The sequence below is a fragment of the Streptococcus oralis genome, assembly GCF_023109195.1.
Lineage (GTDB): Bacteria > Bacillota > Bacilli > Lactobacillales > Streptococcaceae > Streptococcus > Streptococcus oralis_BV.
On record NZ_JALDUB010000001.1, the window covers coordinates 1,132,457 to 1,146,830 of the forward strand.

Sequence of the window (14,374 nt, forward strand, 5' to 3'; positions counted from 1 at the left end):
AGAACCTCCTTAGTTTCCAATTGCAAAGGTAAGAGTACCACTCGCTGCAAGCTTGCCATCCACTTCAGCCTTTGCTTCAACCACGGCAATCGTACCACGACGTTTCACAAAGGTAGCCGTCATGACTAATTGATCACCTGGTACAACTTGCTTCTTAAACTTGACCTTGTCCATGCCAGCGTAAAAGACCAGCTTTCCTTTGTTTTCAGGCTTGGACAATTCCAAGACACCAGCAGTCTGTGCCAAAGCTTCCATGATAAGAACACCTGGCATAACTGGATATTGAGGAAAATGACCATTAAAGAAAGGTTCGTTTATCGTGACATTTTTAATGGCAACAATAGTATCTTCACTCACTTCCAAGACACGGTCCACTAGGAGCATAGGGTAGCGATGGGGTAGAGCTTCTTTAATTCCTTGAATATCGATCATTTGATACGTACCAATCCTTTACCGAACTCAACCATTTCTTCATTTGAAACGAGAATTTCTGTCACCACACCATCCTTAGGTGCAGGAATTTCATTCATGACTTTCATGGCTTCGATGATCACCAAAGTCTGACCTTTTTTAACACTATCCCCGACTGTGACAAAGGCAGGTTTATCTGGTCCAGCAGCCAAGTAAGCCACCCCTACAAGTGGGCTCTCAACGACATCACCCTCTGGAGCAACCGTCGTTTCAGCTGGTGCTGGAGCTTCTTCCACTGCACTCTCTACTGGAGTTGAAGGGGCCGAAACTACTGGACTAGCAACCACTGCAGCTGGCACTGGAGCAACTTGAGCTGGTGCTTCAGAAGCCATTCTTGCTTCATTCTTACTAAACTGCAATTCGTCCGTTCCATTTTTATAAGAAAATTCTCTCAAACTTGATTGGTCAAATTGAGCCATCAAGTCCTTGATTTCATTTAAATTCATAATTATTTATTCTCCCAACGTTTGAAAGCAAGAACCGCGTTGTGTCCGCCAAAACCAAAAGTGTTTGAAATAGCATAAGGGATTTCTTGCTCCAAGCCTTTTCCATAAACGACATTGGCTTCGATATAGTCTGACAACTCGCTTGTACCAGCTGTCATTGGTACATAGTTATGACGCATGGCTTCGATGGTAGCGATGGCTTCTACTGCCCCTGCAGCACCAAGCAAGTGTCCTGTAAAGGACTTGGTTGAAGATACAGGTACTTCTTTACCAAGGACAGCTACGATCGCACCACTTTCTCCTTTTTCATTAGCAGGAGTTGAAGTTCCGTGGGCGTTGACGTAAGCCACTTGCTCTGGAGAAATTTCTGCTTCTTCCAAAGCCAACTTCATAGCCTTAATCGCACCTTGACCCTCTGGATGAGGTGAAGTCATATGGTAAGCATCACAGGTATTACCGTAGCCAACTACTTCAGCCAAGATAGTTGCACCACGTTTTTCAGCATGTTCAAGGCTTTCAAGAACCAACATTCCTGAACCTTCTCCCATCACAAATCCGTTACGATCTTTGTCAAATGGGATAGAAGCACGAGTTGGATCCTCTGTAGTTGATAGGGCGGTCAAAGCTTGGAAACCAGCGATAGCAAAAGGAGTGATAGATGATTCTGATCCACCAACTAACATGACATCTTGGAAACCAAACTTGATAGAGCGGAAGGCATCCCCAATGGCATCGTTTGATGAAGCACAGGCTGTATTGATTGATTTACAGATACCGTTTGCTCCGAAACGCATGGCAACATTTCCTGAAGCCATATTTGGCAAGGCTTTTGGAAGTGTCATTGGTTTAACGCGTTTTGGACCTTTTTCATGAAGACGGATAACCTGATCTTCGATTTCTTTAATTCCCCCAATACCAGAAGCCACGATGACACCAAAGCGATCCTTATCGATTGCTTCTACATCAAGATTTGCATTTGTCACTGCTTCTTGAGCCGCATATAAGGCATACAAAGAATAGTTGTCAAAACGATTGGTATCTTTTTTGACAAAGTATTTATCAAATGGGAAATCTTGAACTTCTGCCGCATTGTGCACAGCAAATTCGCTGTGGTCAAACTTAGTGATTTCTCCAATTCCAATTTTCCCAGTTTGCAAACTGTTCCAAAATTCTTCTGGAGTATTTCCGATAGGAGAGGTCAATCCGTAACCTGTTACTACAACTCGATTTAGTTTCATCTGTCTTACCTATATCTTTCCTTATTTTTTACATGCTAAGTCCGCCATCAACAGCGAGAACTTGTCCAGTCAAATAATCCTGTCCAGCCAGGAACACTGTAGCATCTGCGATATGTTCTGCTTGACCAAAATGTTTCATTGGGATTTGAGCCAATGTCGCTTCCTTGACCTTATCAGATAAAACAGCCGTCATATCTGATTCGATCATTCCTGGTGCAAGAGCATTTACGCGTACGTTGCGATTGGCAACTTCACGCGCAACTGACTTGGTAAAACCAATCAAACCTGCTTTAGAAGCTGCATAGTTGGCTTGTCCGATATTTCCCATCAAACCGACCACACTAGACATATTGATAATCGCACCTTCACGTGCCTTGATCATCTGTTTCAAAACTGCTTGCGTCATGTTGAAGGCACCTGTCAAGTTGATCTTAATCACTTTTTCAAAGTCTTCTTCAGTCATCTTGAGCATAAGCGTATCTTGAGTGATCCCAGCATTGTTGACCAAGACATCGACAGAACCGAGTTCTGCAATCGCTTGATCTATCATACGCTTGGCATCTGCAAAGTCTGAAACATCACCTGAAATCGGTACTACTTTGACACCATAGTTTGAAAACTCAGCTAGCAATTCTTCTGAGATTGCTCCTCGACTATTCAAGACTACATTAGCGCCTAGTTGGGCAAATTTGTGAGCAATGGCAAGTCCGATACCACGACTTGAACCTGTTACAAAGACATTTTTGTTTGTAAGTTGCATTCTATTTCTCCTATTTCCTGTTGTATTTTGTGGGAGAAGGGATCATTAGTTTCCTAACAAAGCATCCAAGCTTGCTTGGTCTTCAACGTTAGCTAGCTGAGCTGTTTTATCGATTTTTTTGACAAAGCCTGATAGGACCTTACCAGGACCAATTTCAATAAAGTTGGTTACCCCAGCATCCTGCATCACAGCAATACTTTCATAAAAACGAACAGGTTCTTTGACCTGACGCGTCAAAAGCTCTTGGATTCGACCTTTTTCCATAACAGCAGCTTCCGTATTGCCGACTAGTGGGCAAGTAAAGTCAGAGAAACTCACTCCTTCAAGAGCTCCAGCTAGTTGCTGACTGGCTGGCTCAAGAAGAGCTGTATGGAAAGGACCAGATACATTTAAAGGAATCAATCGTTTGGCTCCTGCTTCCTGCAAGAGTTGGACCGCACGGTCAACTGCAGCCACTTCACCACCAATGACGATTTGGCTTGGAGTATTGTAGTTAGCTGGAGTGACTATACCGACTTCAGAAGCAGTTTTGCAAGCTTCCTCTATCACATCTACTGGAGTATTGAGGACGGCTACCATCTTGCCTGAACCAGCAGGCGCCGCCTCTTCCATATAAGCCCCGCGCTTAGCAACCAAGGCAACTGCCTCTTCAAAGTCCAAGGCACCGCTTGCTACAAGAGCAGAATATTCCCCAAGAGACAATCCTGCTACCATATCCGGCTGATAACCCTTTTCTTTCAATAGTCGGTAAATAGAAACCGAGGTCGCCAAAATAGCTGGCTGTGTATAACGAGTCTGGTTTAACTTGGTTTCTTCCTTATCAATCAAGTCACGAAGATCATAACCCAAAACCTGACTGGCTTGGTCAATTGTTTCCTTGACGATAGGATAGCGATCATAGAGATCACGCCCCATTCCTAGATACTGAGCACCTTGACCTGCAAATAGAAAGGCTGTTTTAGTCATTTCTTACAACTCCTGCCCAACGAGAGGCTTCTTCTTGAATTTTTTTGGCTGCGCCATAGTATAGATCTTTTAGGATTTCTTCGACAGTTTCCTCTTTAGAAACCAAACCAGCGATCTGACCTGCCATGACAGATCCACCTTCTACATCTCCATGAACAACGGCTTTAGCAAGAGCACCAGCTCCCATTTGTTCAAAGATTTCTAAATCTGGATTTTCTTGTTTAAAGGCATCTTTTTCAGCCTGCTCAAAGTCACGTGTCAATTGGTTTTTAATGGCACGAACAGCATGTCCAAAGTGTTGAGCTGAAATAGTCGTATCAATATCACGCGCTTTTAAGATTTTTTCCTTGTATTTTGGATGGGCGTTAGATTCCTTAGCTACTACGAAACGCGTACCAACCTGAACAGCCTCAGCTCCAAGCATAAAGCCTGCAGCGACACCTTCACCGTCCGCAATTCCTCCAGCTGCGATAACTGGAATTGAAACAGCTGCAGCAACTTGGCGAACCAAGGTCATCGTCGTCAATTTACCAATATGCCCACCGGCTTCCATTCCCTCTGCAATAACCGCATCTGCACCAATTTTTTCCATGCGTTTTGCCAAAGCAACACTTGGAACAACGGGAATAACTGTAATTCCTGCATCATGGAAACGAGTCATGTATTTACTTGGATTTCCTGCACCAGTTGTAACAACCTTGACCCCTTCTTCAATCACGAGATCAACGATGTCTTCTACAAAAGGTGACAAGAGCATGATGTTGACACCAAAAGGTTTGTCCGTAAGTGATTTGATTTTATCGATATTAGCCTTCACGACCTCTTTAGGTGCATTCCCACCACCGATAATCCCTAGACCACCAGCTTTTGATACTGCACCAGCTAAGTCACCATCCGCAACCCAGGCCATTCCTCCTTGAAAAATAGGATAATCAATGTTCAATAATTCTGTAATACGTGTTTTCATAGTGCCTCCATCATTCCTTGCTTACGTAATAGTTCGATGAGTTTATCATTTGAGTTTCAAACTATTACCTAAACAAGAGGGAGTGGGTTTCCCCTACTCCTTCTAGTAATATGTTAATTATTTTGTTTGCTCTTCAACGTAGGCAACCAAGTCACCAACTGTTTTCAAGTTATCTTCTGCTTCGATTTGGATATCGAAAGCATCTTCGATTTCAGAGATTACTTGGAACAAGTCCAATGAATCTGCATCCAAATCATCAAAAGTAGATTCAAGTGTTACTTCTGATGCGTCTTTCCCAAGTTCTTCAACGATAATTTCTTGTACTTTTTCAAATACTGCCATGATAGGACTCCTTTAAAATATAAAAAATTTATAACTATGTGTTAACCACATGATTACCTAGATTGTAAGAATGAGTGTGCCCCATGTCAAACCTCCACCGAAGCCTGATAGGAGAATCGTCTGGCTACCATCTAAACGAATCATGCCATTCTCCACACACTCTGAGAGCAAAATCGGGATACTTGCTGCACTGGTATTTCCATACTCCATCATATTGGCAGGAAGCTTGTCTCGGTCTACGCCGATCTTCTTAGCCATCTTATCCAAAATGCGGATATTTGCCTGATGAAGCAAGAGATAATCCAATTCCGATGCTGCGATTGGACCATTTTCAATGGTTTCTTTGATTGATCTAGCAACATCACGATTTGCAAAATCAAAAACTGCTCGTCCATCCATTTTCAAAAAAGCAGGAACTGCTTCTTGATCCGAGAAAGGAGAAGCCAAAGCCGTTTGACCATAGGTCAAACACTCGCTCCGAGAGCCATCTGTATAGAGACTTTCCACAAGGAAGTGCCGTGTTTCGCTCGCTTCCAAGAGAACCCCACCAGCTCCATCTCCAAAGAGAACAGCTGTCGAACGATCTGACCAATCAACTGCCTTGGATAAGGTTTCAGCCCCGATAACAATCCCTTTTTTGAACTGTCCAGAACTTAAAAACTTTTCTGCAGTTGAGAGAGCGAATACAAAGCCACTGCAAGCTGCTGTCAGATCGAAGGCGAAAGCTCTATGCGCTCCGATATTTGCCTGAACTCGAGCTGCTGTGGAAGGCATCATCGAGTCTGGGGTAATCGTCGCTACAATGATAAAATCAATCTGATCCGCTTTTAAGCTCCCTTTAGCCAACAAGCTCTTAGCTACTTCTGTCGCCAAGTCACTCGTAGACTCTGTTTTTGAGATATGTCTCTGTTTAATTCCTGTCCGACTTGAAATCCACTCATCGCTTGTGTCCATGATTTGGGCTAAGTCATGATTAGTGACCACTTGCTCTGGAACATAATGAGCAACCTGGCTTATTTTTGCAAAAGCTATTATTTCAAATCCTCCAAAAATTGATAAAGGTTGATTAATCCTCTACCCATAACTTCTATTTCCTCCGGGCTCATGCCATCGATGATTTTTTCGACCATAGCCTTGTGGAATCGTTTATGAAGGCGGTGAACCAAACGACCTTTCTTTGTCAAATGCAGATAGACCACTCGACGGTCTTGGTCAGAACGAATACGCTCAATATAACCTTTTCTCTCCAGGTTATTCAAACTCGTCGTCACTGTTCCAAGAGTTACCATCAGTTCTTTGGAAACCTTACTTGGCGTTGCCTCCGGGAACTTCCCAATCACATCGATCGTGTGCATTTCTTTGATGGAGATGTCTTTGAATCGACTACCTCGTAAGCTAACCTCCTCAATCACAAGGACGTTATTAAAAATAGATGTTAGATAATCATTTACTTGTTGGTAGTCCAAATCGTTTCCCTCCCCCTCAAAAAACTTTTACAATCAAAACATTTGATAAAAGAAGTATAACAAACTTCAAAAAATTGTGCAAGTATTTTTTTACATTCCTGTAAATTTTGGTCTTCTTCTTTCAGAATGTGCTCGAACCCCTTCTTTAAAATCTTCAGTTAAAGATAACGATTCTTGTAATTTCAATTCTAATTCAGCATAATTCTGCCAATCCTTGAATTGACTTTCCCAAACTAACTTTTTAATGGCTGCGTATGAGTTTGCTGAACCTCTTCTTAATTTTTTCAGAACTTGTTCTCTTGTTTTTTCTAATTTGTCAACTTCACAAACACGGTATACCACGCCCCATTCCAGCGCTTTTTCTGCGGTCAAAGCTTCACCTGTCATAGCAAGTTGTGCAGCCCGTGTTACCCCGATACTACGACTCAAGAGATGAATCCCACCAGCGTCTGGCGCCAATCCCACTCCGACAAAGGCTTGGATAAATTTTGCCTTGTCAGTCGCCAAACAGAAATCAACTGCTACTGCCATATTTGCTGCGGCACCAGCAACCGCTCCATCTACCTCCATCAAAACAGGTTTAGGAATTTGCTTGATTTTAAAAGAAATTGTATTGACTAATTCTGCAATCTTATTCAAAGAAGGGATATCATCTTCGTCTACTGCGCGTTTCATCTCAACCAAGTCTCCCCCAACTGAAAAGACCTTCCCATTCGCATTAATCAAGATGAACTGCACAGCTTGATCCTGCTCTGCTAGGGTCAAAGCTTCTAAAATTTCCTCACACATTGGGATATGGAAACCATTTGCCACTTCGGGACGATTCAAAGTGATGATAGCCAGATCATCTACGATCTGATATAAGATATGATTCATAGCTTCTCCTTTTCTTTTATAAGGCAATAAAATTGTTTCATCATCAAAGTATACCTTTTTTTGGATAAAGAGGCAAGGAAAAACTAAAGGAAAGTGTCTCAGCTGATTATTTACCCATTCATTATAATTGTGAGAGAAATTTTACCCATCTACTTTTAAACTGTTATTGCTTTTCAGAATAAGTTAGTGTTTTCTTCTATTATAATAGGAAGTTATTTTCTTCATTGAAAAATACCCCTCTTTCTGCTATAATCGTATAAAATACTTACTTGAGGAGTCCTTATGAAGGTTGTAAAATTTGGCGGAAGCTCGCTTGCTTCTGCTGGTCAGTTAGAAAAAGTCTTAAACATCGTTAAAAGTGATAAAGAACGCCGTTTTGTAGTCGTTTCTGCACCCGGAAAACGCAATGCTGAAGATACCAAGGTAACTGATGCCTTGATCAAATACTATCGCGACTATGTGGCTGGAAATGACATCAGTGCTAGCCAAAGCTGGATCATTGACCGTTATGCCGCTATGGTTAGTGAACTAGGGTTAAAACCTGCTGTTTTAGAAAAAATCTCTAAAAGTATTCGGGCCTTGGCAACTCTTCCTATAGAGGACAATGAATTTCTCTATGATACCTTCCTAGCGGCTGGAGAAAATAACAATGCCAAATTGATTGCAGCCTACTTTAACCAAAACGGGATTGATGCACGCTATGTTCACCCAAGAGAAGCTGGGATTGTTGTCACAAGTGAACCAGGAAACGCACGCATCATTCCATCTAGTTATGACAAGATTGAAGGCTTGGCTGATAGCAACGAAGTCCTTGTCATCCCTGGTTTCTTTGGTGTGACTAAGGAAAATCAAATCTGTACTTTTTCACGTGGAGGTTCAGATATCACAGGTTCTATCATTGCAGCAGGTGTTAAGGCTGATCTCTATGAGAACTTTACAGACGTAGATGGTATCTTTGCTGCCCATCCTGGTATTATCCACCAACCACACTCCATTCCTGAATTAACCTACCGTGAAATGCGTGAGTTGGCTTACGCTGGATTTTCAGTCCTTCATGACGAAGCTCTTCTACCCGCTTACCGAGGAAAAATTCCTCTTGTCATCAAGAATACCAACAACCCTGACCACCCAGGAACACGCATTGTTTTAGAACACAGTAGTGATAAATTCCCAGTAGTAGGGATTGCAGGTGACTCAGGATTCGTCAGCATCAACATGTCAAAATACCTCATGAACCGCGAAGTCGGGTTTGGTCGCAAGGTTCTGCAAATCCTTGAGGACCTCAATATCGGTTGGGAACACATGCCTACAGGTATTGACGATCTTTCAATCATCCTCCGCTCCCGTGAATTAACTCCTATCAAAGAAGAAGAAATTCTACGTCAACTCGTTCAAAAGGCTGAAGTGGACCATGCTGAAATCGAACATGACCTTTCCATCATTATGATTGTTGGAGAAAAGATGAAGAGCCATATCGGGGTAACTGCTACTGCAACACGTGCTTTGTCTGAGAATAAAATCAACATCCAGATGATGTCCCAAGGTTCAAGTGAAGTTTCCATCATGTTTGTTGTCAATAAAGAGCAAGAAAAAGCAGCTATCAAGGCTCTTTATCATGCCTTTTTCGGTGAAAGTAAGGAAGACTAATCATGGCCCAATCACTCAATCAAGTCATTGACCTCCAAACTACTGGGACATCTTACCTCTCTATCTCTGGGAAAGTTGGAAAATTTCTAGTTGGGGATCAAGCCTTAGAGTTTTATCCTGATGTCAATGTCGAACAATATATCCAAATCCCTTGGTCCAGCATTCAACAAATCGGAGCCAACGTAAGTGGCCGCAAAATCAGCCGTCACTTTGAAGTCTTTACCGATCAAGGTAAATTCCTCTTTGCCTCAAAAGACTCTGGGACTATCCTCAAAATCGCTCGTGAAAAATTAGGAAACGATAAGGTTGTCAAACTTCCTACTTTGATTCAGACCATTGGTCAAAAATTTAAAAATCTATTTGCAAAAAAGTAGAAACTTTAGTATAATCATAGCAACGGATAAGTAGGTTATCTCCTTCTTTCAGAAAGTCTGCGGGTGCTGCGAGCAGATAGGAGGGATAGGTGAAATTCTACCGTTGTTCACAATTACATATATAATCAAGTGCACACCTGTGAAGTTGGATGGAACCGTGGCCCTGCCACTCCAACGCTTTGTCAGGTGTGCTTTTTTCATAAAGGAGTTCTTATGTTAGATATCAAACGTATTCGCACAGACTTTGATGCTGTCGCTGAAAAATTAGCTACACGTGGTGTAGATGCTGCTATCTTGAATGAGATGAAAAAAATCGATGCTAAACGTCGTGACATCTTGGTCAAGGTTGAAACTCTAAAAGCAGAACGTAACACAGTTTCTGCTGAGATTGCCCAAGCCAAGCGCAACAAGGAAAATGCAGATGACAAGATTGCTGCGATGCAAACCCTATCTGCTGAAGTCAAAGCCTTGGATGCTGAGTTGGCGGACATCGATGCTAAATTGACAGAATTTACCACTACTCTTCCAAACATCCCTGCCGACAGCGTTCCTGTTGGGGCTGATGAAGATGACAATGTGGAAGTTCGCCGTTGGGGTACTCCGCGCGAGTTTGACTTCGAGCCAAAAGCTCACTGGGATCTTGGTGAAGACTTGGGTATCCTTGACTGGGAACGCGGCGGTAAAGTAACGGGCGCTCGCTTCCTCTTCTATAAAGGTCTTGGGGCTCGTTTGGAACGTGCTATCTACAACTTCATGTTGGATGAGCATGGTAAGGAGGGCTATACGGAAGTCATCACGCCTTACATAGTTAACCATGACTCTATGTTTGGTACTGGTCAATATCCAAAATTCAAGGAAGACACTTTTGAATTGAAAGACACTAATTATGTCCTCATTCCTACAGCTGAAGTGCCTTTGACAAATTACTACCGTGATGAAATCCTTGACGGTAAAGACCTACCAATCTACTTTACCGCTATGAGTCCATCTTTCCGTTCTGAGGCTGGCTCTGCTGGCCGTGATACTCGTGGCTTGATTCGTTTGCACCAATTCCACAAGGTTGAAATGGTCAAATTTGCCAAACCAGAAGAATCTTATGAAGAATTGGAAAAAATGACAGCTAACGCTGAAAATATCCTTCAAAAGCTGAACCTTCCATACCGTGTCGTTGCGCTCTCTACTGGAGATATGGGCTTCTCAGCCGCCAAAACTTACGACTTGGAAGTTTGGATTCCAGCCCAAAATACCTATCGTGAAATCTCAAGTTGTTCAAATACAGAAGATTTCCAAGCTCGTCGTGCCCAAATCCGTTACCGTGATGAAGCCGATGGCAAGGTGAAACTCCTTCACACCTTGAACGGTTCTGGACTTGCAGTTGGACGTACGGTTGCTGCCATTCTTGAAAACTACCAAAATGCAGATGGTTCTGTAACCATTCCAGAAGCACTTCGTCCATATATGGGTGGCGCTGAAGTTATCAAACCATAAAAATAAGGCCTAGCTATTTCTAGCTAGACCTTTTTTCGTAACCAAATCAGATAAGCACCCAAGACAAAGAATAAAATAGTGAGGCAAATAACGGTTTCAGCCAATACCAGATAATCCAGAAATGGAAGTTTCAAAATTCCCTGAGCCATCTTGAGCGAAGTAGCTGTGATAATGGTTGGGAAGGTGAGGGCTGAGAAGGCTGGTTGAAATCCTTGTTTTAAAATATTGGGTAGGCGAGTTAAAACAAAGAAAAAGAAGGATTGAGATGCCAAAATCATGACAATCAAGAGCCAAGTCGGTAGGCTTGCTCCTCCAACTCGAACTATGGAAGCCAAGAGTAGGGAAAAGGGAGCACAGTATATTCCTTCCTGTCCAAGCAAGGCCATTGGGAGTGGATGTTTCTTTAAATCGCTATAAATAAGCGGATAGAGATAGAAGGTCAAGACAAAACCAAAACTCAAGGTTGCATAGGCAATCTCGATAATGCCTACCAGAGGATAGGTCAAGGCTGCCACAGCTATCCCCACATAGAGCACCGTCCAGCTAGGAGTCGCATTGACCCTCTGACCCGGACAGGCAAATTTGATGGTAAAGTAAGTGATTAAAGCGAAGTCCAAGAGAAAGGAAAACCACCAGATCCCTTGTGCTACCAAAGGAAGAGCAGGGAATACGCGAAAGACATAGGTCGATAAAATCATCCCAGCCATAGGAAAAGTGGCCATCCCAGATAAAAGAGGGGGCTTGGTCAATTCTTGCTTGGTTTCTTCCCAATTAAAAAGATGAAGAATCAAAAAGAAAAGCCACAAAACTAATCCAGTCAGACTCAATAAATGCGACAGACCTGGCCAAGTATCTGCAATCAGATTTCCTGCACCTGCTAAACCTAATAAACAGCCAGAGAATACTAAGGGGAGCTTTTTCATCCGAGCCTCCAATAATCATGTTATTATTAGTATAGCATAAAAGCGCTTAAAATAGCATAGAAAAATGAAGACTGAATTGCTCAGTCTTCATTTTTTCTTTCTGATTCGAACTAGGCATAAGGTTGTAATTCTGGGTTAATAGGCGTATTGGCTAGGTTGTTGGCATAGTTGCAGAGGCTGGCAAGACTAACACCGAGAACCACGTCCAAGGCATTTTGTTGCGTGTAGCCAGCTTCCAAAAATTCAGCCAAGGCTTCATCTCCTACACGCCCTTTGGTATTGATGACCGCCAAGGTAAACTTAGCTAGAGTATCTAGTTTTGGATCTGTCTCGATTGGAGTACGGTTGCGGAGTGCTTGTAGAAGATCATCATTCATCTGGATTTGTTTGATTGAAAAGGCTGTGTGACCTGCGACGCAGAAAGCACAACCATTGGTTACGGCAGCTGTGATTTGTACTACTTCGCGTTCCACTGGTGTCAGGCTATTGCGGCGGTTGATGGCTCCGACAGTTCGGTAGGCTTCAAGCGCGGTTGGGGCATTGGCCAAGAGACCGATTAGGTTGGGAATATAGCCGTTGTTGCCTTTTTGTACTGTTTCAAGAACTTCTTTTACTTCTGCTGGTGCTGATTCTACTGTGTGGATGGTAAATGTTGTCATAAGAAACCTCTTTTCATTTTATTGTCATTTAGTCTATCATAGAATTTCCCCCTTGGATAATATATATTTTCAATCGCCTTGATAGGAAATGTCTATGAAATGAAAAAATCACACTAAAAGTGTGATTGGGTTAGTGTTTAAAATACTTTTTAGTCTCAGCAATGACGACTGGCGACAAGACTAAGAGGGCAATCAAGTTTGGTAAAGCCATCAAGGCATTGACGATATCTGCGATAATCCAAACCATATCCAACTCGATAAATCCTCCCAACAAGACCATGACTACAAAGACTACACGGTAAAGCCAGATAAAACGAACACCGAAGAGAAACTCAAAACAGCGCTCTCCGTAATAGTTCCATCCGAGAATCGTCGTAAAGGCAAAGAGTACAAGGAAGATGGTCAAGAGGGCAGGTCCAAAGTGTGAAAAAACTGTTGAAAAGGCTGACTGGGTCAAGGCAACTCCATTCAAATCACCACTCCAAACCCCAGTTACCAAGATTGTTAGACCTGTCAACGTACAGATAATGAGGGTATCAATAAAGGTTCCTGTCATGGAAATCAAGCCTTGCTCGACAGGCTCATTAGTCTTAGCTGCAGCCGCCGCAATGGGAGCTGATCCTAGGCCAGATTCGTTAGAGAAGACTCCTCGCGCCACACCATTCTGGATAGCCATCCGAATGCTGGCACCTGCAAAACCGCCTACCGCAGCCACTGGACTAAAGGCTGAAGTAAAGATCAAGGCAAGTGTAGCAGGGATTTTCTCGATATTAAAGAGAATAACTGTAAGAGTTCCTAAAATATAGACAATAGCCATAAAAGGAACCACTGCTGTCGAAACTTTTGATATGGATTTGAGTCCACCAAAGACGGCAATACCCACCAAAATGGATAAAATCAGAGCCGTGATAGCTGGATCAACTTGGGCTGTATTTTGAATGGATTCTGTAATCGAATTAACTTGGGTAAAGGTACCAATCCCTAGAAGAGCTACCAATACACCCGCTAGGGCAAAGAAGATAGCAAGTGGACGCCACTTTTCTCCCATCCCCAAAAGGATGTAATGCATGGGTCCTCCAGCTACAGCTCCATTTGCATCCTTAGTACGGTATTTGATGGCCAGTAAGCCTTCGGCATACTTGGTCGCCATCCCAAAAAAGGCCGCCATCCACATCCAAAAGAGGGCCCCTGGTCCTCCAACCTTAATGGCTGTCGCTACCCCGATAATATTTCCCGTACCAACGGTGGCGGCTAGAGCCGTACAGAGAGCAGCAAAGCTCGACACATCTCCATGCCCCTTATCCTTGGTAAAGATCAGCTGAAAGGCCTTTGGGAGACGAGCTACCTGCAAAAGGCCTAGTCGGATGGTCAAATAGATACCCGTTCCGACCAATAAGATCAAGAGGGGAGGCCCCCAAGCAAAAGCATCAAGCGCTTTAAGCAATTCTAACATGTCCTTCTCCTATCTTTCAACCCCAAAAGAAAGAGCACATGCAAGACACATGTACTCTGGAATGCTTAGATAAATGCCAAAAAGCGGTCTATCCTAGCTCTGTCCTTTTACCTGAGAGTTTGAGCAGTTACCTGCCTTGCCCCTTCGGTGCCTTTACGGTCTCTCCAGAGTTCCGTCCATTTACAGTCATGGAAAACAAACCTTTCTCCACTTCTATTAAACTTCATTCGGTGTTGGTATTTAATTTTTTATTATTTTACAAGAAAAGTTAGTCTTTGTCAATATATTCTATGAAAAT

16 protein-coding genes and 1 riboswitch are annotated in these 14,374 nt (G+C 42.8%); of the genes, 3 read left to right on the forward strand and 13 right to left on the reverse strand.

What is annotated here, in order from left to right:
* Positions 1-9 precede the first annotated feature (9 nt).
* From fabZ to M1F65_RS05555, 10 genes are all read right to left on the reverse strand, one after another.
* Positions 10-432, reverse strand: coding sequence for a 3-hydroxyacyl-ACP dehydratase FabZ (gene fabZ, locus M1F65_RS05510; protein WP_000565515.1), 423 nt, complete (start codon positions 430-432; stop codon positions 10-12).
* On the reverse strand, positions 429-917 hold the full coding sequence (gene accB, locus M1F65_RS05515; RefSeq protein WP_001052299.1) for an acetyl-CoA carboxylase biotin carboxyl carrier protein: 489 nt from the start codon (positions 915-917) through the stop codon (positions 429-431). The genes fabZ and accB overlap by 4 nt, the downstream gene beginning before the upstream one ends.
* Before the next feature lie 2 nt (positions 918-919).
* Entirely contained in the window at positions 920-2,155 is a 1,236-nt protein-coding gene (fabF, locus tag M1F65_RS05520) for a beta-ketoacyl-ACP synthase II (protein WP_049478074.1), read from the reverse strand.
* Positions 2,156-2,183: 28 nt separating this feature from the next.
* Entirely contained in the window at positions 2,184-2,915 is a 732-nt protein-coding gene (gene fabG, locus M1F65_RS05525; protein ID WP_001177611.1) for a 3-oxoacyl-[acyl-carrier-protein] reductase, read from the reverse strand.
* A gap of 45 nt (positions 2,916-2,960) precedes the next feature.
* The gene (gene fabD, locus M1F65_RS05530) at positions 2,961-3,881 is read right to left on the reverse strand and encodes an ACP S-malonyltransferase (RefSeq protein WP_247925608.1); all 921 of its coding nucleotides are present in this window, start codon (positions 3,879-3,881) and stop codon (positions 2,961-2,963) included.
* Positions 3,874-4,848 carry an enoyl-[acyl-carrier-protein] reductase FabK gene (gene fabK, locus M1F65_RS05535; protein WP_000857452.1) on the reverse strand — a complete coding sequence of 325 codons (975 nt, stop codon included), beginning with the start codon at positions 4,846-4,848 and terminating at the stop codon, positions 3,874-3,876. The genes fabD and fabK overlap by 8 nt, the downstream gene beginning before the upstream one ends.
* A 117-nt stretch (positions 4,849-4,965) precedes the next feature.
* Positions 4,966-5,190: an acyl carrier protein gene (locus M1F65_RS05540; protein ID WP_000257840.1), complete on the reverse strand. Its 225-nt coding sequence runs from the start codon at positions 5,188-5,190 to the stop codon at positions 4,966-4,968.
* 57 nt (positions 5,191-5,247) lie between these two features.
* Positions 5,248-6,222 carry a beta-ketoacyl-ACP synthase III gene (locus tag M1F65_RS05545; protein ID WP_084856875.1) on the reverse strand — a complete coding sequence of 325 codons (975 nt, stop codon included), beginning with the start codon at positions 6,220-6,222 and terminating at the stop codon, positions 5,248-5,250.
* Positions 6,222-6,656, reverse strand: a complete 435-nt coding sequence (gene fabT / locus M1F65_RS05550; protein WP_247925609.1) for a fatty acid biosynthesis transcriptional regulator FabT — start codon at positions 6,654-6,656, stop codon at positions 6,222-6,224. Before fabT ends, M1F65_RS05545 begins: the two co-directional genes overlap by 1 nt.
* A 90-nt stretch (positions 6,657-6,746) precedes the next feature.
* Positions 6,747-7,532: an enoyl-CoA hydratase gene (locus tag M1F65_RS05555; protein ID WP_001015588.1), complete on the reverse strand. Its 786-nt coding sequence runs from the start codon at positions 7,530-7,532 to the stop codon at positions 6,747-6,749.
* Between the two features lie 282 nt (positions 7,533-7,814).
* Between M1F65_RS05555 and M1F65_RS05560 the strand changes: the two genes are divergently transcribed.
* The 3 genes from M1F65_RS05560 (at position 7,815) to serS (ending at position 11,041) form a co-directional block, all read left to right on the forward strand.
* Positions 7,815-9,179 (forward strand): aspartate kinase, encoded by a 1,365-nt coding sequence (locus M1F65_RS05560; RefSeq protein ID WP_000869634.1) that lies wholly within the window; start codon positions 7,815-7,817, stop codon positions 9,177-9,179.
* A 2-nt stretch (positions 9,180-9,181) separates the two neighbouring features.
* Positions 9,182-9,553, forward strand: coding sequence for a DUF956 family protein (locus M1F65_RS05565; protein ID WP_070535844.1), 372 nt, complete (start codon positions 9,182-9,184; stop codon positions 9,551-9,553).
* 213 nt (positions 9,554-9,766) lie between these two features.
* A complete protein-coding gene (gene serS / locus M1F65_RS05570; RefSeq protein WP_070567223.1) occupies positions 9,767-11,041 on the forward strand; it encodes a serine--tRNA ligase in 1,275 nt (424 codons plus the stop codon).
* Positions 11,042-11,064: 23 nt separating this feature from the next.
* Here serS and M1F65_RS05575 read toward each other — a convergent pair whose 3' ends face one another.
* From M1F65_RS05575 to M1F65_RS05585, 3 genes are all read right to left on the reverse strand, one after another.
* Positions 11,065-11,964, reverse strand: a complete 900-nt coding sequence (locus M1F65_RS05575) for a TDT family transporter (protein WP_247925610.1) — start codon at positions 11,962-11,964, stop codon at positions 11,065-11,067.
* 110 nt (positions 11,965-12,074) lie between these two features.
* The gene (locus M1F65_RS05580; protein WP_247925611.1) at positions 12,075-12,623 is read right to left on the reverse strand and encodes a carboxymuconolactone decarboxylase family protein; all 549 of its coding nucleotides are present in this window, start codon (positions 12,621-12,623) and stop codon (positions 12,075-12,077) included.
* A gap of 130 nt (positions 12,624-12,753) precedes the next feature.
* The gene (locus tag M1F65_RS05585; protein ID WP_247925612.1) at positions 12,754-14,076 is read right to left on the reverse strand and encodes an alanine/glycine:cation symporter family protein; all 1,323 of its coding nucleotides are present in this window, start codon (positions 14,074-14,076) and stop codon (positions 12,754-12,756) included.
* An 89-nt stretch (positions 14,077-14,165) separates the two neighbouring features.
* Positions 14,166-14,254, reverse strand: a riboswitch (glycine riboswitch).
* Between the last annotated feature and the right edge of the window lie 120 nt (positions 14,255-14,374).

Coding starts and splice junctions, on each gene's coding strand:
- M1F65_RS05560 (WP_000869634.1), top strand. CDS start 7,815: ATGAAGGTTGTAAAATTTGGCGGAAGCTCGCTTGCTTCTGCTGGTCAG.
- M1F65_RS05575 (WP_247925610.1), bottom strand. CDS start 11,964: ATGAAAAAGCTCCCCTTAGTATTCTCTGGCTGTTTATTAGGTTTAGCA.
- accB (WP_001052299.1), bottom strand. CDS start 917: ATGAATTTAAATGAAATCAAGGACTTGATGGCTCAATTTGACCAATCA.
- fabK (WP_000857452.1), bottom strand. CDS start 4,848: ATGAAAACACGTATTACAGAATTATTGAACATTGATTATCCTATTTTT.
- M1F65_RS05580 (WP_247925611.1), bottom strand. CDS start 12,623: ATGACAACATTTACCATCCACACAGTAGAATCAGCACCAGCAGAAGTA.
- M1F65_RS05585 (WP_247925612.1), bottom strand. CDS start 14,076: ATGTTAGAATTGCTTAAAGCGCTTGATGCTTTTGCTTGGGGGCCTCCC.
- fabG (WP_001177611.1), bottom strand. CDS start 2,915: ATGCAACTTACAAACAAAAATGTCTTTGTAACAGGTTCAAGTCGTGGT.
- M1F65_RS05565 (WP_070535844.1), top strand. CDS start 9,182: ATGGCCCAATCACTCAATCAAGTCATTGACCTCCAAACTACTGGGACA.
- M1F65_RS05540 (WP_000257840.1), bottom strand. CDS start 5,190: ATGGCAGTATTTGAAAAAGTACAAGAAATTATCGTTGAAGAACTTGGG.
- M1F65_RS05555 (WP_001015588.1), bottom strand. CDS start 7,532: ATGAATCATATCTTATATCAGATCGTAGATGATCTGGCTATCATCACT.
- serS (WP_070567223.1), top strand. CDS start 9,767: ATGTTAGATATCAAACGTATTCGCACAGACTTTGATGCTGTCGCTGAA.
- fabD (WP_247925608.1), bottom strand. CDS start 3,881: ATGACTAAAACAGCCTTTCTATTTGCAGGTCAAGGTGCTCAGTATCTA.
- fabF (WP_049478074.1), bottom strand. CDS start 2,155: ATGAAACTAAATCGAGTTGTAGTAACAGGTTACGGATTGACCTCTCCT.
- fabZ (WP_000565515.1), bottom strand. CDS start 432: ATGATCGATATTCAAGGAATTAAAGAAGCTCTACCCCATCGCTACCCT.